At 62.8% G+C, this 16,609-nt stretch carries 17 protein-coding genes; 2 read left to right on the top strand and 15 right to left on the bottom strand.

From position 1 onward, the window contains the following. Window position 1: 1 nt before the first annotated feature. Genes ASD07_RS14995 through ASD07_RS14975 form a run of 5 tightly spaced genes read right to left on the bottom strand, consistent with a single transcriptional unit; the run spans window position 2 to window position 2,518 of the window. The gene (locus ASD07_RS14995) at window positions 2–469 is read right to left on the bottom strand and encodes a hypothetical protein (RefSeq protein WP_200953798.1); all 468 of its coding nucleotides are present in this window, start codon (window positions 467–469) and stop codon (window positions 2–4) included. Next, window positions 466–828: a GFA family protein gene (locus ASD07_RS14990; RefSeq protein WP_055931538.1), complete on the bottom strand. Its 363-nt coding sequence runs from the start codon at window positions 826–828 to the stop codon at window positions 466–468. The genes ASD07_RS14995 and ASD07_RS14990 overlap by 4 nt, the downstream gene beginning before the upstream one ends. Further along, on the bottom strand, window positions 825–1,439 hold the full coding sequence (locus ASD07_RS14985) for a DUF6683 family protein (RefSeq protein ID WP_229207145.1): 615 nt from the start codon (window positions 1,437–1,439) through the stop codon (window positions 825–827). Before ASD07_RS14985 ends, ASD07_RS14990 begins: the two co-directional genes overlap by 4 nt. A 33-nt stretch (window positions 1,440–1,472) precedes the next feature. Continuing rightward, entirely contained in the window at window positions 1,473–1,856 is a 384-nt protein-coding gene (locus ASD07_RS14980) for a hypothetical protein (protein WP_055931531.1), read from the bottom strand. After that, window positions 1,853–2,518: a DUF6683 family protein gene (locus tag ASD07_RS14975; RefSeq protein WP_055931529.1), complete on the bottom strand. Its 666-nt coding sequence runs from the start codon at window positions 2,516–2,518 to the stop codon at window positions 1,853–1,855. Before ASD07_RS14975 ends, ASD07_RS14980 begins: the two co-directional genes overlap by 4 nt. Before the next feature lie 110 nt (window positions 2,519–2,628). On the opposite strand from ASD07_RS14975, the gene ASD07_RS14970 reads away from it, so the two are divergent. After that, window positions 2,629–3,393 carry an alpha/beta hydrolase gene (locus ASD07_RS14970; RefSeq protein WP_055931526.1) on the top strand — a complete coding sequence of 255 codons (765 nt, stop codon included), beginning with the start codon at window positions 2,629–2,631 and terminating at the stop codon, window positions 3,391–3,393. On the opposite strand, the gene ASD07_RS14965 is transcribed toward ASD07_RS14970, so the two are convergent. The 4 genes from ASD07_RS14965 to ASD07_RS14950 are packed head-to-tail and all read right to left on the bottom strand — an operon-like array spanning window position 3,390 to window position 7,530. Next, complete coding sequence (locus ASD07_RS14965; RefSeq protein ID WP_055931523.1) at window positions 3,390–4,232, bottom strand: alpha/beta hydrolase; 843 nt, start codon at window positions 4,230–4,232, stop codon at window positions 3,390–3,392. The two genes, ASD07_RS14970 and ASD07_RS14965, sit on opposite strands and share 4 nt — an antisense overlap. Next, window positions 4,229–5,272, bottom strand: a complete 1,044-nt coding sequence (locus tag ASD07_RS14960) for a hypothetical protein (RefSeq protein ID WP_055931521.1) — start codon at window positions 5,270–5,272, stop codon at window positions 4,229–4,231. The genes ASD07_RS14965 and ASD07_RS14960 overlap by 4 nt, the downstream gene beginning before the upstream one ends. 15 nt (window positions 5,273–5,287) lie before the next feature. Continuing rightward, window positions 5,288–7,303 carry an ATP-dependent DNA helicase gene (locus tag ASD07_RS14955; RefSeq protein WP_055931519.1) on the bottom strand — a complete coding sequence of 672 codons (2,016 nt, stop codon included), beginning with the start codon at window positions 7,301–7,303 and terminating at the stop codon, window positions 5,288–5,290. Window positions 7,304–7,329: 26 nt separating this feature from the next. Then, entirely contained in the window at window positions 7,330–7,530 is a 201-nt protein-coding gene (locus tag ASD07_RS14950) for a YdcH family protein (protein WP_055931517.1), read from the bottom strand. A gap of 135 nt (window positions 7,531–7,665) precedes the next feature. Between ASD07_RS14950 and ASD07_RS14945 the strand changes: the two genes are divergently transcribed. Further along, window positions 7,666–8,472 carry a PP2C family serine/threonine-protein phosphatase gene (locus ASD07_RS14945; protein ID WP_055931514.1) on the top strand — a complete coding sequence of 269 codons (807 nt, stop codon included), beginning with the start codon at window positions 7,666–7,668 and terminating at the stop codon, window positions 8,470–8,472. Here ASD07_RS14945 and ASD07_RS14940 read toward each other — a convergent pair. From ASD07_RS14940 to ASD07_RS14915, 6 genes are all read right to left on the bottom strand, one after another. Beyond that, window positions 8,469–9,185, bottom strand: coding sequence for a hypothetical protein (locus tag ASD07_RS14940; RefSeq protein WP_055931511.1), 717 nt, complete (start codon window positions 9,183–9,185; stop codon window positions 8,469–8,471). The two genes, ASD07_RS14945 and ASD07_RS14940, sit on opposite strands and share 4 nt — an antisense overlap. Window positions 9,186–9,198: 13 nt before the next feature. After that, complete coding sequence (zapE, locus tag ASD07_RS14935; protein ID WP_055931508.1) at window positions 9,199–10,296, bottom strand: cell division protein ZapE; 1,098 nt, start codon at window positions 10,294–10,296, stop codon at window positions 9,199–9,201. A gap of 75 nt (window positions 10,297–10,371) precedes the next feature. Further along, entirely contained in the window at window positions 10,372–11,805 is a 1,434-nt protein-coding gene (gene lpdA / locus ASD07_RS14930) for a dihydrolipoyl dehydrogenase (protein ID WP_055931504.1), read from the bottom strand. Window positions 11,806–11,817: 12 nt separating this feature from the next. After that, window positions 11,818–12,147 (bottom strand): PspC domain-containing protein, encoded by a 330-nt coding sequence (locus ASD07_RS14925; RefSeq protein ID WP_055931501.1) that lies wholly within the window; start codon window positions 12,145–12,147, stop codon window positions 11,818–11,820. A 132-nt stretch (window positions 12,148–12,279) separates the two neighbouring features. Further along, complete coding sequence (gene odhB, locus ASD07_RS14920; RefSeq protein WP_055931498.1) at window positions 12,280–13,518, bottom strand: 2-oxoglutarate dehydrogenase complex dihydrolipoyllysine-residue succinyltransferase; 1,239 nt, start codon at window positions 13,516–13,518, stop codon at window positions 12,280–12,282. Window positions 13,519–13,594: 76 nt separating this feature from the next. Then, entirely contained in the window at window positions 13,595–16,450 is a 2,856-nt protein-coding gene (locus tag ASD07_RS14915) for a 2-oxoglutarate dehydrogenase E1 component (RefSeq protein WP_055931494.1), read from the bottom strand. Window positions 16,451–16,609: the final 159 nt, after the last annotated feature.

The raw sequence follows: 16,609 nt of genomic DNA, 5'->3' as shown, positions 1-16,609 counted from the left end.
TTCAGGTCCTGAGCACGCGCGACGCCGCCGCACGCAACAGGATGCGCGAATAGAGCTTATGGAAACCAAGCAGCGCGCGAAACACGCCCCCCTGCCGCGATCGCACGACGGCCGAACCGAAGTACAGCCGCGTGCCCTGCCCGGCCGGCAAGGCCATCAGCCATGAGCGCGTGCTGCCGGCGTAATCGCACATCAGCAATTGGCCGGGCGCCCGCCCCTCCACCGACCAGGCGGCGAACTGCTGGCGCTGGCCGCTCGCCAGCTCGCGCGCTTCCGCATCGCGCGAAGGGCGCGCGACGAACAACGCCAGCAGCAGGCGCTCCAGCTTGAATACGGCCGACGTGTAGAAAGCTTCGACAAACGCCGCATGCGGCACCTGGCCCGGCACGTCGATGGCGAAACAATCGGTATAGGCGCCCTGCTCGCGGTAGCGCTGCAGCAAGGCGTCCTGCGGCAGGTCGGCGATCACAAGTAGGTCCAGCTGGCGGCGCCGTCGAACTTGCGCACTTCCAGCGCAGCGACAACTTCAGGTGCGAAGTTGGCCATATTGACGCCCATGCGGCCGTCGCCGTTCGGCTGCAGCGACTTCCAATGCGTGACGCAGCCGCAAGACCGGCAGCGCACCGTGCGCAGCGACTTGTCGCCCCAGACGTAATCCTCGGTGTGCGCCGGATCGCCCCCGACGCGAACCGCTTCTTCCGGGTAGAAGGCCCACAGGGCACGCGTGCGGCGGCAGATCGAGCAGTTGCAGTCGATCAGGTATGCCGGAGCATCGGGTACCTCGATCGTGATAGTGCCGCAGTGGCAGGAACCGTTAAGGATGGTCATTTGACAAGGATAACACCTCGCTCGTCGGTCTGCAGGCGCTCGGGGTCCGTCCCCAGGACCAGCTTCAGGTTTTCGCGCGCGCTGTCGCGCAGGTTGGCAGCCACATTATCCGGCTGCGCCTTTTGCTGCTGCGACTTATAGGCCAGCGCCATGAAGGCACCCACCATGGCACTCTTTTCGTACAGGTTGCGGATCGTTTCCGCGCTTTGCTGCTCGGCCACTGCCGCGAATTGCGCATCCTGTACTTCACGATTGGCGAACACCATGCAATTGCCGACGATGAAGGCGGCCATCGCACCATCCAGGTCGTCGCGCAGCCAGCCCATTTTGGCGGCGATCTGCTGGTAGATGTCCATGCTTTGCCGGAAAGCCTCGGCCATTGCAGCCTGGCTCGATGGCGGGAACACCCTGGCCACCTCCCGCGCATTGCGCTGTACCGCCGGCGGCGCATCCAGACGCGCCGGCTTGCTGCGCGAACGGCTGCCCGTGTTCATCGAATTGTTGTTCATCACCGCCATATTGGCGAAGTTGAGCATCGGCGCTGTCGTCATCGAGTAATCGGGTCCCAAGCCCACGAAACCCTGTGCCTGGGCCGCCGATGCCTCAAGCATTGCGGCGCACAACATGGCACGCAGCAGGCGCCCTCATGCGCTCATCACCTGGCTGGGCAGCAAGTCGGACATATTCTCCGCCACGCTGCGGGCATTGAAGCAGCGGAAGCGGAACTCGCCGCCATCTTCCAGTTCAACCACCACGATGCCGGTCAGGATGCCGAATACGCGCCGCACCGAACGCACGTCGCGCAGGGGGATATGCACCGGCTGCAAATCATCATGCACCGCCTTGTTCATGATGTTCGGAATCCAGTCCAGCGCGTCGGCCGACACGGTGACGATACCGCCGACCCATAAGCCGCCGATGGCGGCGCCTATTGCTTCGACACTGCGCCCCGCTGCCCCGCCGATGCGGCGATTGACCACCGCATCGGTGATGAAGGCATTGCACATCTTCTTGATGAAGATCGTCATTGGAACCTCATGCCGTTTTTGTCGATTGACAGGTTGCCCGGATCGCCTTTCAACACCAGCTGCAGGTTTTCGCGCGCCGCGTTGCGCATGTTTTCATGGACGACCGGCGGCTGCGGCTGCTGCTGGTGCGATTTATAGGCCAGCGCCATGAAGGCGCCGATCATGGCGCTTTGCTCGAAGACGTCGCGCACCTTGTCCGCCTCGTTGCGGTCATTGATGTTCTGCAGCCTGTCCTGTGCGCGGATCTGCCTGGCGACGGCGTTGAAGTCTTCGTCCGAAACTTCGGTGTTTTTCAACACCATGTAATTCCCGACCAGGAAAGCCGCCAGCCCGCCGGCCATGTCGCGCGGAGTCCAGCCCATTTTCTTTTCGACCTGGAGATAGACGTCCATGCTTTGCACATAGACTTTCTCCATCTCCGCGCGCTTATCGGCCGCGAAGTGCTGGGCAAGCTTGTGCGCGTTGGCCTGCACGGCTGGTTTCGATTTCGGCAGGATTGGCGGGGCCTTCTTCGCATTGGCGGCGGAAGGAACCGGGATGCGCAAATCCGGCTGCGGCCAGACCACAACGTTATCGTAGCTCATGCCATAGCCGCAACATTGGCTTTGCGCGGCGGGCGCCAGCGCAGTCGCCAGCACGCCCAGGATCAACTTGCACTTCATCGCGTCACCTCGACTTTTGCGTAAAATGTTGTCGGAGAATATACAATTTCAGGCAATGCGCCAATTGAATCAAGGTGCGTGAAAGTCACTCGGCACAGGAGGATTGTCCCATGGAGATTCGCACGCTGGCATTGCTTGCCCTCGCGCTGCACGGCGTAGTGCAGGCTGGTGAAGTCCTGCTGGATATCCCGACGCGGCCCGGCGCCACCGTGCGCGTGCTGGAGATGACTGGCGAGCACGCGGTCGGCCACGTCGTGCTCTACCTGGCGGGCGGCTCGGGCCAGCGCGGGCTGCAGGGCGCCTGGCCTGGCAGCCTGCCTGCCGATCCGGATACCTTGTTCGGTGCACAGCGCCAGATGGCGCAACAGATAGGAGCGATGGTGGCGCTGGACACCGCCAGCGACCATGAGGTGCTGGATATCGACAGTCGCCAGGGCTCCGCGCACCGGCAGGATATCGCCGCCGTAGTCGACTTCATGCGCAAGCGCCACCCGCAGGCGCGCATGGTCCTGATGGGCAGCAGCGACGGCGCCTTCTCGGCCGCCTATGCCGCGAACCGCCTGCCCGCTGTCGATGCCGTGGTGCTGGTCAACGGCAGCGCCGAGGCCTGGGCCGAAGTGCCGCACCTCAAGATTCCCGTGCTCGGCGTGCATCACCGCCGCGACGCCTGCCTGCCCTTTCGCGACAGCTATCGGAAAGCGCGCTTCTTTCCGCTGATCGCTGTCGACAGCGAAGCCTTCCCGCCGGTCCATGCCGGCACCCGCCGCGACTGCAGCCGTGAAAGCGCACACGGCCTGCAGGGCCAGCGCTCGCAAGTCTATCGGGCGATCGGCAACTGGCTCCTGAGCGGTCAGGTGGCGCCGGAACTGCACTAGCCCGGCGCAGCTCGCAGCGTATCGAGGAAGCGCAGCAGGCGAAGCCGGTATTCGGTCGGATGGAATCGGTAAAGGTCTTCGTGGGCTGCGCCCTCGACCAGCCAAAGGGTTTTCGCTCCGCCCGCCGCTTCGAACATATGCCGCGTTTCTGCCGGCGGAGTCTGGCTGTCGCGCGTGCCGCCAGCCACCAGCACAGGCGCCCGCACCCTGCTGATGGCCTGGACAGGGCGCAGTTCCTCGCGCCCTACGCCTGTGCGCAAGGGAAGCTGCCAGTAAAGGAGTGGCGCAGCAAGACGCCCCACAGCCCCGAAGCGGACTGCGAGCCGGTTGGCGACGGCGTCTTCTATGGTGGGATAGACCGATTCAAGCACGAATCCATCGGCCGCCACCGGGCCTTTGCCCAACAGGGCTGCGGCGCCGCCCAATGACTGGCCGATGACGGCCACGGTCGCACATCCCTGGGCGCGCAAATAGGCAACCCCATTGCGGGCGTCGGCAGCCTCGCGGTGGCCGAATGTAATCATCTCGCCTGGCGTTTCGCCATGCGCTTGCAGGTCAATTGCGAGGGCGGTCCAGCCGGCGTCACGCAGGAACGCAGCGCGCTCCGCCATCGCGCGCCGATCGCCGCGGATGCCATGCATCAGCAGTACGCAGCGTGTCGCGCCGGGCGCGCGCAGCAGGGAGCCGTGCGTCCCGCCAGCCAGCACCCGCTCGAAGCCAAGGGCCGCCGGCATGGCGACCGGATGATTGACCGGCTGGGAGAGCGCCCAGCCGACCGCCCACAGGCCGAGCAGCGCGCCAGCGGAAAACAGGAGTGCAAGCGCGTTGCGCAGCTTCACGCGGCGCGGCGTTCGACCAGCAGGCGCACGGGACCAGGCAGCAATTGGCGCAGGCTGGCGCCGATCCGCGCTTCGCGGCGCTGCCAGAACACGCCGGCGGCGATGATGGCAATGCCGATCGCAGTCAGTGCGACCGGGAACAGCAGGCTGTCGCGGAAAACGGTGTAAGACAAGTGGCCCAGGTAGCCAGCAAGGCCAAAGCCGCCGAATACCGCGAACACGCGGCGCGACAAGGCGGCGCCGAGACCGATCATCACGACGTTGATCAGGCAATAGACCAGCTTGCCGAACTCGCTGCCCGAGTCCATCGAAGACAAGGCGCCCCAGAACGCCAATACGCCCCAGATGTACAGCCAGAACGCATAATCCTTGCTGCTGCGGTTGCGCAGGTCGATCCACAGCGCGACCAGCGTCATGCCGACACCAAACACCGCCGAGATGATTTTGCCTTCACGGGAAAACAGGCCGTAATGGCCAAGCAGCATTTCGGCCACATCCATGCTCATGTACCACAGGGTCACCGCCAGCGGCATCACGGTGAACGGCATACGGTAGCGCCACAGCACCACCGCCCCGGCAGCCAGCGTGGCCAGCTCCATGAAGATCCAGCGCCAGTCGACGTAGTAGTGGTAGTTGCGATACGAACTGCCGGCTTCGCCGCCTGCCCACAGGCCGAGCATATGCTGCAGGCCATAGACCGCCAGCGGCACCAGCGCCACCGCGAACGCGGCCAGCACGCCCGCAGGCAGCACCAGGCCGCGCACGCGCAGCCATTCGACCGCGCCCAGCGCCGCCGCCATATAGCAAAGGGAGATGAACAGCAGGCCGGTGCCGCCGAACGACTCCCAGCCCAGCGTCATGAACAGCGACATGGCGCCGATGGCGATCAAGCCGCCCAGGTAATACAGGATGTGCGCCGGCTTGAAACCCGGCGTATGCTGCTCACGCTCCACCAGGAACTGCCACAGCCGCCCTGCCTGGCCTTCATCCAGCAGGCCCCGGCCTGCGGCTTCGTCCAACATTGCGCGTGTCAACTTCATTGACTCTCTCCGCGATTAATGACCCTTGAAAAATTCTATGACATCCGCCGCTTCGCGCGTGCGCTTGAACGGCGGCAGGCTTTGCCAGATGCGGCGGCCGTAAGGCTTGGAGATCACGCGCGGGTCGCACAGCATCAGCACGCCGCGGTCGCCTTCGTCGCGAATCAAACGGCCGGCGCCCTGCTTCAGGTTGATGATCGCTTCCGGCAGCGTATGACCCATGAAGCCGTTCAGGCCCTGGCGCTCCATCACTTCGATACGAGCGGCCAGCACCGGGTCGTCAGGCGGAGCAAAAGGCAGCTTGTCGATGATCACCAGCGAGAGCGCTTCGCCGCGCACGTCCACGCCTTCCCAGAAGCTCTGGGAACCAATCAGCACGCCGTTGCCGGCCTTGCGGAACTGGTCGAGCAGCTCGGTACGGCCACGGTCGCCCTGCACGAACAGCGGGAACTTCAGGCCGCGCTTGTCGAATTCATCGCGCAATCGCTCGGCCGCGCGCTTGACCGCGCGCAGCGTGGTGCACAGCAGGAAGGTGCGGCCGCCGGCCGCTTCGATGATCGGCAGCGCCGCATCCAGCACGGCGTCGGTGTAGCCCATCGAATTCGGGTCCGGCAGGCCCTGCGGCACGTACAGGAAGCCCTGCTCTTCGTAATTGAACGGGCTGGGCCAGTTGCGCGCGACTTCGTTCTCCAGCCCCAGTTGCTGGGCGAAGTGGGTGAAATCGTTTTTCACCGCCAGCGTGGCGGAAGTGAAGATCCAGCTGCGCGGCACGCCTTCGCGCTGGCCGTTGAAGATCGGCGCAATCGACAGCGGCGTCTTATGCAGCTGCAGCGAGCTTTGGAAGGCTTCCACCCAGAACACCGCTTCTTCGCCGGCAGCCACCTTGGCCTTCGGGTCGAACTTCCAGGCTTCCAGCTTGGCCGACAGCTCGCTGCCGCGCACACGGCATTGTTCGATGGTCTCGGCGCGCTCAGCGTTCTGCTCCAGCACGGCCACCATATCGATCAGTTCATCCTTCAGCGTCTGCAGCGCGGGGAAGAAATCGCTGGACGGCGCGATCTGCGGCAGCGACATGCGCACGATGTCCTGCGTGAAGGTCAGGCGCAGGTCGCGCGCCGCCTTCTCCACCGGGGTGACGACCTTGGCCCACTCGGCGCCGTCGCGCGCATGGGCCAGGCCCTCGGCCAGCACGTCGCGGCACAGCTCCAGTACGTGCGAAGTCGAAACGCTGTCGCCAAAGAACAAAGTGGCCGTATCGGGCAACTGGTGCGCCTCGTCGAAGATCACGGTATTCGCCGATGGCAGCAGCTCGGCCACGCCGGTGTCCTTCAGCGCCACGTCGGCGAAGAACAGGTGGTGGTTGACCACCACAACGTCGGCCTGCTGCGCCTCGCGGCGCGCCTTCATCACGAAGCAATCCTGGTAATACTGGCACTCCTGCCCCATGCAGTTTTCGCGGGTCGACGTCACCAGGTTCCACACCAGCGCATTTTCCGGCACGCGCGCCAGTTCGGCCTTGTCGCCGGTGCTGGTCATCTTCAGGAAACGCGAAATCTCACGCAGGTAGCCCACGTCCTCGCGCGAGGTCATGCGGCCGTTCTGCAGCGTGCGTTCCAGGTGATAGTGGCACAGGTAGTTGGAGCGCCCCTTCAGCAGCGCGACCGACACCGGCGCCTGCAGCGCCGCACGGATGGTCGGGATATCGCGCAGGAACAGCTGGTCCTGCAAGTTCTTGGTGCCGGTGGAGACGATGGTCTTGCCGCCCCACAGCAGCGCGGGCACCAGGTAGGCGAAGGTCTTGCCGGTGCCGGTGCCGGCTTCGGCGATCAGGGTCTGCTGCTTGGCGATGGCATCGGCGATCGCCTTGGCCATCTCGGTCTGCGATTTGCGTGGACGAAAACCGCCCACCGCCGGGCCCAGGGGGCCGCCGGGTCCAAACAGGCGCTCAATATCGGCGTCATGCGCCCCTGGAGCAAAAACCGGCTCGTTCGGCGCGCCGGGAGCGGCGGTCGGCTGTTGTGGATCTGTCAAGTTAGTAGAAGAATGAGTGGCCCTGCTCAGGCCGGTACGTCGGGCACCAATTGCATTTTCAGCAGGGTGATATAGTCTTTCAATTGCAACTTACGCTTCTTGAGGCGGCGCAATTGAAGTTGATCGTGGTGACCATCCAGGGTCAACATTTCAATGACTGCATCCAGGTCGCGGTGCTCGACATCGAGCTCAACGATGCGACGCTGAATTTCTTCTTTGTTGATCATAAATGGTAAGTCGGCACGATTTCGTTTAACGTTTGCTTACAGTTTCGTACGGACAACAGGCTATACTTGCTACGAAACTGCACACTGTGCATAGTTTAACTCAGGTAGTCATTGGAAAGAAGCTGTCAAGTCCCTATGAGCACGTACAAAATCGAGGCCGGAACCGCGCAACACATCGGTAGCCGGCCCCAACAAAATGACCGTGTCGCGTTGTTTACTGCGCAAAAAGCGCCCGGCTATGTGCTAGCCGTACTGGCTGATGGCATCAGCGGCGGTGCCACTGGTGCGGAACAGGTGCTGCATACGGCTAAACAATTGTTTGAAGAATACCGGGCCGCGGAGTCCGTCCACTTGCCGCGCCTGCAAGAATTACTGCGCGAGATCGCGCACGATGTGCACCAGATCCTGGTGATGGACCCGCGCACGGGTGCCAGCGAACCGCAGTCGAGCATGGTGTTGATGGTGCTGACGCCTGAACGCCAGGCTGTCTGGGCCATCGTCGGCGACTCACGGCTGTATCGTTTTGACAACAAGGAATGCCTGGCCCGCAGCAGCGATGCCGAATACGTCGCCCACCTGATGGCAAAGGAAAACCTGCCGGAAGAAGCGGCGCGCAAGCACCGCCAGGCCAAACTGCTCAACAACGCGCTCGGTAACAAGAACCGGGAGCCGTTCGTCACGTTTGGCGTGCAGGAAGACCTCAAGGCAGGCAATGCATTCCTGCTTTGCTCGGACGGCCTGTGGTCGTATTTTGCGGATGTGGAACTGGCGAGCGCAATCGCCAAGAAATCGCCGCGCGAAGCGGCCGAACTGCTGATCAACAAGGCGCGCGAACGTGCGCAGGGCAAGGGCGACAACTGCTCGATGGCGATCATCAAGCTGGTCGCGCCGCCGAAAGAAGCGGTCAACTACACCGTGCAGAAGCTGCGTAAAGCCGTTTAAGGCTTATTCGCGGCTTCGGCCTTTGCTGCTTTGGCCTTCGCTGCTGCCTCGGCTTTTGCGGCTTCGGCTTTCTGCGCCTCCGCAGCATGGCGCTTCTTCTCTTCCTTCTCGGCCAGCTTGGCCTTGACTTGCGCCTGCCGCTTTTCCGATTCCACCTTCTTGCGCTCGAATGCCTCGGCTTTGGCCGCGCGTTCCGGTGCGGCCGAGGCTTCCTGCGCGGCGCGGGCGCGTTCGCGGGCATCGTGTTCCGCCTGGCGCTGCTGCACCGACACGGCAGCCGGTTTCCGCGCAGCCTTCAGTTCAGGATTGGGCTTTGGCGGCTTTGGATGGGCGGCATTATAGGCCGCTTCGGCAGCATCCTTCTGGTTGCGCTCTTCCAGTTCGCGATCGCGCACTTCCACCGCACTGCGGCGCTTGAAGTAGCTCGCTTCCACTTCCACCGAGCGTAATTCGGCCAGGCGCAGGCGGCGCTGTTCCTTCGCCTTGTCGATACAATTGTTGACGAAGAACTTCTCGTAGCAAAGCTGTTCGCTGGCGCTGAACTCCGCCTCGACCGCTTCGCGGTCCTTCCTCACCTGCACCAGGCGCGCGTCAGCCTGTTCGACCGAATGGGTTTCCGGAATGCGCGGGGCGCCAGTCAGCGCCGGACGGCCGATGTCCTGCGCCAGCACAGCGCTTGGCAGCAACATGGCCAGCCAGATCCAGTTCTTCAAATCTTTCTCCTTGTCAGGACAGCTTTTCGGCAGCGCCGCGCTGTTCCTTTTCCATATATTCGCGCGATTGCATCTCGACGATGCGCGACACGGTGCGGTGGAATTCGTTGGACAGCACACCGGAGGTGTACAGCTCTTCCGGCTCCACCTCGGCCGACATGATCAGCTTGACCTTCTGGTCATAGAACACGTCGATCAACCAGGTAAAGCGGCGCGCTTCGGACGATTGTCCGGCCGACATCATCGGAATACCGGACAATATCACGGTATGGAAGCGGCTGGCGATTTCCAGGTAGTCATTCTGCGAGCGCGGGCCGCCGCACAGTGTGGCGAAGTCAAACCAGATGATGGTGCCGGCGCGGCGCAGGGCTTTCAGCTCGCGGCCCTCGACATGGATGCGCGGGTCTTCATCCGAGGTTTCGGCGACGCGCGCGAAAGCCTCGCGCAACTGGTGGTCGGTATTGGCGTTGAGCGGTGTGTAGTAGGCATCCACCTGCTCCAGCGCGCGGCCGCGGTAGTCGACGCCGGCGTCCACGTTCAGCACGTCCATCTTTTCCTTCAGCAGGGCGATGGTAGGCAGGATGCGGTCGCGGTGCAGGCCGTCCGGGTACAGGGTGGACGGCTCGTAATTCGAAGTCATGATGAAGGATACGCCGTTGTCGTACAGCGCCTTCATCAGGTTGTACAGGATCATGGCGTCGGCCACGTCCGATACGTGGAATTCATCGAAGCAGATCAGGCGGTACTTCTTGGCGATCCGTTTTGCTACTTCATCCAGCGGGTCTTCCACGCCGCGCAGCTCGTCGAGCTGCATGTGGACGTCGCGCATGAATTCGTGGAAGTGCAGGCGCGTCTTGCGCACCAGCGGGATCACCGAATAGAACGAATCCATCAGGAAGGATTTGCCGCGCCCCACCCCGCCCCACATGTACACGCCGCGCGGCGGCGTCGGACGGTTGATCAGGCGTTTGAAGGAATTCGAGCGCTGCGATTTGTACTCGACCCACGCGTCGTAGCACTGCTGCAGGCGGTCGACGGCGCGCTGTTGGGCGGCGTCGGCTTTGAAGTCGCGCTGCGTGAGCGCATGCTGGTAAAACTCTTGGACGTTCATTGAGAACCATGGGGTCAGGCAGCCGACATGAAACACGCTGCGCGTGCCTCATGTCGGAGCCAGACCCCGGCCTTATCAGAAGTTCAGCGTACGCTTGTCAACAGCGAGCGCTGCTTCCTTGGTCGCTTCGGACAGCGATGGGTGTGCATGGCAGATGCGCGCGATGTCTTCGGCAGAAGCCTTGAACTCCATCGCCACCACCGCTTCGGAGATCAGCTCGGAAGCCATCGGGCCAACAATGTGCACGCCCAGGATCTCGTCGGTGCTTGCATCGGCCAGGAACTTCACCATGCCGTTGGTATCGCCCAGCGCACGTGCGCGGCCGTTTGCCAGGAATGGGAAGGTGCCGGCTTTGTATGCCACGCCTTCAGCCTTCAGCTGCTGCTCGGTCTTGCCCACGGAAGCGATTTCCGGGTGGGTGTAGATGACGGACGGCAGGGTGTTGAAGTTGGTGTGGCCATGCTGGCCGGCGATACGCTCAGCCACGGCAACTGCTTCCTCTTCCGCCTTGTGCGCCAGCATCGGGCCGCGCACCACGTCGCCGATTGCCCAGACGTTCGGCAGGTTGGTCTTGCAGTCTTCATCCACGGTGATCATGCCGCGCTCGTCGACAGCCAGGCCCACTTTGTCGGCGCCCAGGCCGATGGTGTTGGCGGTACGGCCGATCGAGACGATCAGCTTGTCGAACACGGACTTCTGGGCTTCGCCCTTGGCGTCGGTGTATTCAACGGTGACGTTGTTCTTGCCGGCTTCAACCTTGGTGATCTTGCAGGACAGGTTGATCGACAGGCCTTGCTTGGTCAGCAGCTTCAATGCTTCCTTGGCGATCTGCTCGTCGACTGCGCCGAGGAAGGTCGGCAGGCCTTCCAGCACGGTCACTTCCGAACCCAGGCGGCGCCACACGGAGCCCAGTTCCAGGCCGATCACGCCGGCACCGATCACGCCCAGCTTGGCCGGTACGGATTCAATGTTCAGGGCGCCGGTGTTCGACAGGATCAGTTTCTCGTCGAATGGCGCGCCTGGCAGTGCGCGTGGATTGGAGCCGGTAGCAACGATGATCTGCTTGCCGGTGATGGTGTCGGTGGTCTGGCCCGAAATGGCGATCGGGTAGCCTTCCGCGCCAGCGGCGCCGGCGAACGCGCCGCGACCGTGGAAGAAGGTGACCTTGTTCTTCTTGAACAGGAACAGGATGCCGTCGTTGTTTTGCTTCACAACGGTGTTCTTGCGCTTCAGCATCTGGCCGACGTCGAAGGACAGGCCTTCCACGTTGATGCCGTGCTCTTTGAAGCCGTGCGATGCGTGGTCGAAGTGTTCCGACGATTGCAGCAGCGCTTTCGATGGGATGCAGCCTACGTTGGTGCAGGTGCCGCCTGGGGCTGGCTTGCCGGCGTCGTTGCTCCATTCGTCGATACAGGCTACGGAGAAGCCCAGTTGCGCCGCGCGGATGGCGGCGATGTAACCGCCAGGACCGGCGCCGATAACTACTACGTCAAATTGTTTGTTGCTCATGTCTATTCCCAATCATTGGTCGTCCGTGGGGACGAAAATCCACATAAGGATGTAAATCAGGCCGCCGAAGCCGAGGCATGATGCGACCAGAACGAAGATCAGGCGCCAGATCCAGGACTCGATGCCGGATTGCCTGGCGATGCCGCCGCACACGCCGCCCAGCCAGCGGTCGGTGGTGGAGCGGCGCAGCCTGCCGACTTCGGCGACGAAATCGTCGCCTGCCTGCTGGCTGCTGCCGCCGGCTTGCAGCATCTTTTCCTTGGCACGGGCGAATTCTTCATCGCTCAGGGCACCAGCCTGGTGCAGTTCGTGCAGGCGCTTCAGTTCTTCGGAGACGCTCATGTGACCCCCTTCGATTTTTTAAACCGGTAACCCGGTGTCCGACCCACAGGGTCAGACACCTATCAGGCGGCGGTCGCTGACTTGCAGGCCAAGTGCCTGACCCTGCGGGTCAGGCACTGACTTACCGGTTTATTACAGGTCCAGCAGCAGGCGTGCTGGATCTTCCAGGGCTTCCTTCATTGCGACCAGGCCCAGGACAGCTTCGCGGCCGTCGATGATACGGTGGTCGTAGGACATCGCCAGGTAGTTCATTGGGCGAATCACGATCTGGCCGTCAACGACAACAGCGCGGTCCTTGGTGGCGTGCACGCCCAGGATTGCGGATTGTGGTGGGTTGATGATCGGGGTCGACAGCATGGAGCCGAAGGTGCCGCCGTTCGAGATGGAGAAGGTACCGCCGGTCAGGTCTTCCAGGGTCAGCTTGCCTTCCTTGGCTTTCTGGCCGAATTCGCCGATCTTCTTCTCGATCTCGGCGATGCTCATCTGGTCTGCATTGCGCAGGATAGGCACCACCAGGCCGCGTGGGGAACCCACAGCGATACCGATGTCGAAGTAGCCGTGGTAGACGATGTCGTTGCCGTCAACCGAAGCGTTCAGGATCGGGTACTTCTTCAGCGCGTGCACAGCGGCCTTGACGAAGAAGGACATGAAGCCCAGCTTCACGCCGTGTTCCTTCTCGAACTTGTCCTTGTACTTGTTACGCAGGTCCATGACCGGCTTCATGTCGACTTCATTGAAGGTGGTCAGGATGGCGTTGGTGGACTGGGACTCAACCAGGCGCTCGGCGATACGTGCGCGCAGGCGGCTCATCGGCACGCGCTCTTCCGGACGGTCGCCCAGGTTGGCGGCGGCTGGAGCAGCAACCTTCTGCAGCTGCGCCTTAGGAGCGGCTGGTGCCAGCGGAGCTGGAGCAGCTGGTTTTGGCGCAGCGGCGGCAGCCAGGGCGTCGCCCTTGGTCACGCGGCCGTCTTTGCCGGAACCGGCAACGTCGGAAGCGGCGATGCCGGCTTCGGACAGGATCTTGGCGGCGGCTGGCATGGCAACGCCGGACTTGTCGGCGGACGCGGCTGGGGCGGCGGCAGCTGGTGCAGCGGCAGCGGCTGGAGCCGAAGGAGCGGCGCCTGCGGCGGCGTCGGTATCGATGATGGCGATCACTTCGCCGGCAACCACGGTGGCGCCGTCGGCCTTGATCACCTGCACAACCACGCCTGCGGCCGGTGCCGGCAGTTCCAGGACAACCTTGTCGGTCTCGATGTCGATCATGTTTTCGTCGCGGGCCACTGCCTCGCCGACTTTCTTGTGCCAGGCCAGCAGGGTCGCTTCAGCGACGGATTCCGACAGTTGAGGAACTTTGACTTCGATTTGTGCCATTTGTTTTTCACTCCGAATTTTGTGTATTTTTTGCGCCGCCCGCACCTGGCGGGCGGCTCACCCGCTTGATGCGTGATTACTTGGTCAGGATGAAGCCCTTCAGCTTCGAGAACGCGGTTTCCAGCAGGTCTTTCTGCTGCGCGTAGTGCTTGTCGTAGTAACCCACGGCAGGCGAAGCGGAAGCTGGGCGGCCGGCGTACGCCAGCTTCTGGCCCGATTCCATAGCCTCGAAGATGTTGTGCTGGATCTGGAACCAAGGACCCTGGTTCTGCGGCTCGTCCTGCGCCCACACCACTTCGGTCAGGTTCGGGAACTTCTTCAGTTCAGCAGCGAACGCCTTGTGCGGGAATGGATACAGCTGCTCGATACGCACGATGGCGGTATCGGTCGCGCCGCGGGTCTTGCGGGTGTTCACGATGTCGTAATACACCTTGCCGGAGCAGGCGATCACGCGCTTGACCTTCTTGGCGTCGATCGACTCGTCCACCTCGCCGATCACGGTCTGGAACGCGCCCTTGGCCAGTTGCTCCAGCGGGGAGCCAGCGTCCTTGTTACGCAGCAGCGACTTAGGAGTCAGGATCACCAGCGGCTTGCGGAACTGGCGCACCATCTGGCGGCGCAGCACGTGGAAGATCTGCGATGCGGTGGTCGGCTGCACAACTTGCATATTGTTGTCAGCGCACAGCTGCAGGAAACGCTCTGGGCGGCACGACGAGTGCTCCGGGCCCTGGCCTTCGTAACCGTGCGGCAGCATCATGACCAGGCCGGAAGCACGGCCCCACTTCACTTCGCCGGAGCTGATGAACTGGTCGATTACAACCTGGGCGCCGTTGACGAAGTCGCCGAACTGGGCTTCCCAGATGGTCAGGGTGTTAGGCTCGGCGGTCGAGTAGCCGTATTCGAAGGCCAGCACTGCCTCTTCGGACAGCACGGAGTCGATCACGGTGAACGGCGCCTGGCCTTCGGAGATGTTCTGCAGCGGGATGTAGGTACCGGCATCCCAGCGCTCGCGGTTCTGGTCGTGCAGCACAGCGTGGCGGTGGGTAAAGGTGCCGCGGCCGGCGTCCTGGCCGGTCAGGCGCAGCGCGTAGCCGGAGGAAACCAGCGACGCGAACGCCAGGTGCTCGCCCATGCCCCAGTCCAGGTTCATGTCGCCCTTGCCCATGCTGGCGCGGTCGGCCAGCACTTTTTCCACCAGCGAGTGCACCTTGAAGCTTTCCGGCACGGTGGTGATGGCAGTGGCCAGGCGCTTCAGCTCAGTCATCGGCACGGCGGTATCGGCCGCGTCGGTCCATTTGCGGTTCAGGAACGGCAGCCAGTCGACGGCGTACTTGTTCTTGAAGTTCGAGATCACAGGATCGACGGTGTGCTTGCCAGCGTCCATCGCAGCGCGGTAGGCGGCCACCATGGCGTCGCCGCCGTCGGCCGGGATCACGCCCTGGGTTGCCAGCTTGTCCGCGTACATCTTGCGGGTGCCTGGGTGCTTGGCGATCTTCTTGTACATCAGCGGCTGGGTCAGCGCCGGGGTATCCTGTTCGTTGTGGCCCAGTTTGCGGTAGCAAATGATGTCGACAACGATGTCTTTCTTGAACTGCAGGCGGTAGTCCAGGGCGATCTGGGAAGCCAGTACCACGGCTTCAGGATCGTCGGCGTTCACGTGCAGCACAGGCGCTTCGATCATCTTCACGACGTCGGAGCAGTAAATGGTGGAACGCGCATCGCGCGGATCGGAGGTGGTGAAGCCGATCTGGTTGTTGATCACGATGTGCACGGTGCCGCCGGTGCCGTAGCCGCGGGTCTGCGCCAGGTTCAGGGTTTCCATCACAACGCCCTGGCCGGCGAATGCCGCGTCGCCGTGCACCAGGATCGGCAGCACTTGCGCGCCGTGCGCGTCGCCGCGGCGGTCCATACGGGCCTTGACCGAACCTTCAACCACAGGGTTGACGATTTCCAGGTGGGACGGGTTGAACGCCAGCGACAGGTGGACCGGGCCGCCTGCGGTGGAGATGTCGGACGAGAAGCCTTGGTGGTATTTCACGTCGCCGGCCGGCAGGTCGTCGGCGTGCTTGCCTTCGAACTCTTCGAACAGATCCTTAGGCGCCTTGCCCAGGGTGTTCACCAGCACGTTCAGGCGGCCGCGGTGGGCCATGCCGATCACGATTTCCTGCACGCCTTTTTCACCGGCGCGCTGGATCACTTCGTCCAGGGAAGCGATGAAAGTCTCGCCGCCTTCCAGCGAGAAGCGCTTCTGGCCGACGTACTTGGTGTGGAGGTAGCGCTCCAGGCCTTCAGCAGCGGTCAGGCGCTCCAGGATGTGCTTTTTCTTTTCGGCGGTGAATGCCGGGGTCGAACGGATCGATTCCAGGCGCTCCTGCAGCCAGCGCTTTTCGGCCGGATCGGAGATGTACATGTACTCCGCGCCGACGGAGCGGGTGTAGGTGTCCTTCAGCAGGTTGGTCAGGTCGCGCAGGGTCGCGGTCTCCGGGCCGAAGTAGGTGTTGCTGATGTTGAATACGGTGTCCTGGTCGGCGTCGGTGAAGCCATAGAACGACGGTTCCAGTTCAGGAATGCTCGGACGTTCCTGGCGCTGCAGCGGATCCAGGTTGGCCCAGCGAGAGCCCAGGTAGCGGTAGGCTGCGATCAGCTGGGTGGCGGCCACGCGCTTGCGGCCCATTTCGGCGTCGGACGAAGCGACGATGGTACGGATTGGACCCGCTTTCGCGCGTTCGGCGAAGGAGGCGATGACGGACGAATGGACGACGTCTGGCTTGGCGCTGCCGTCAACTGCCGGCACGTTCTGCATGGCGTCGAAGTACTGGCGCCAGTTGTCTGGCACGGAGCCAGGATTTTCAAGATACGCCTCGTACAGTTCTTCTACGTACGGCGCGTTCCCACCAAACAGGTAGGAATTGGACGTCTGTTGTTGCATCATTTCTTTGCTCACCTTTCTTCGCGCTTCGCGAGGAATTAGCGGGTTGTTCAAACCTTCCGCGACACGGCCTGACCGGTTAGCGGATTGCACATCAAGTTGTGGGGAAGGGCTCTGTTGTTTCCAGATTTTCCAAAAACGGTCGCCTAGCATAGCACTGTC

It is taken from the genome of Duganella sp. Root336D2 (assembly GCF_001425005.1).
Classification (GTDB): domain Bacteria; phylum Pseudomonadota; class Gammaproteobacteria; order Burkholderiales; family Burkholderiaceae_D; genus Rugamonas.
Note: the sequence above shows the minus strand (reverse complement) of the source record. Positions and strands in the feature narration are given on the sequence as shown.

Bases quoted from the DNA above. Each gene is read 5' to 3' on its own strand.
- ASD07_RS14945 (WP_055931514.1), top strand. From the start codon at position 7,666: ATGAGCACGTACAAAATCGAGGCCGGAACCGCGCAACACATCGGTAGC.
- ASD07_RS14950 (WP_055931517.1), bottom strand. From the start codon at position 7,530: ATGATCAACAAAGAAGAAATTCAGCGTCGCATCGTTGAGCTCGATGTC.
- ASD07_RS14990 (WP_055931538.1), bottom strand. From the start codon at position 828: ATGACCATCCTTAACGGTTCCTGCCACTGCGGCACTATCACGATCGAG.
- lpdA (WP_055931504.1), bottom strand. From the start codon at position 11,805: ATGAGCAACAAACAATTTGACGTAGTAGTTATCGGCGCCGGTCCTGGC.
- ASD07_RS14925 (WP_055931501.1), bottom strand. From the start codon at position 12,147: ATGAGCGTCTCCGAAGAACTGAAGCGCCTGCACGAACTGCACCAGGCT.
- odhB (WP_055931498.1), bottom strand. From the start codon at position 13,518: ATGGCACAAATCGAAGTCAAAGTTCCTCAACTGTCGGAATCCGTCGCT.
- ASD07_RS14915 (WP_055931494.1), bottom strand. From the start codon at position 16,450: ATGATGCAACAACAGACGTCCAATTCCTACCTGTTTGGTGGGAACGCG.
- ASD07_RS14985 (WP_229207145.1), bottom strand. From the start codon at position 1,439: ATGCTTGAGGCATCGGCGGCCCAGGCACAGGGTTTCGTGGGCTTGGGA.
- ASD07_RS14980 (WP_055931531.1), bottom strand. From the start codon at position 1,856: ATGACGATCTTCATCAAGAAGATGTGCAATGCCTTCATCACCGATGCG.
- ASD07_RS14970 (WP_055931526.1), top strand. From the start codon at position 2,629: ATGGAGATTCGCACGCTGGCATTGCTTGCCCTCGCGCTGCACGGCGTA.
- zapE (WP_055931508.1), bottom strand. From the start codon at position 10,296: ATGAACGTCCAAGAGTTTTACCAGCATGCGCTCACGCAGCGCGACTTC.
- ASD07_RS14960 (WP_055931521.1), bottom strand. From the start codon at position 5,272: ATGAAGTTGACACGCGCAATGTTGGACGAAGCCGCAGGCCGGGGCCTG.
- ASD07_RS14975 (WP_055931529.1), bottom strand. From the start codon at position 2,518: ATGAAGTGCAAGTTGATCCTGGGCGTGCTGGCGACTGCGCTGGCGCCC.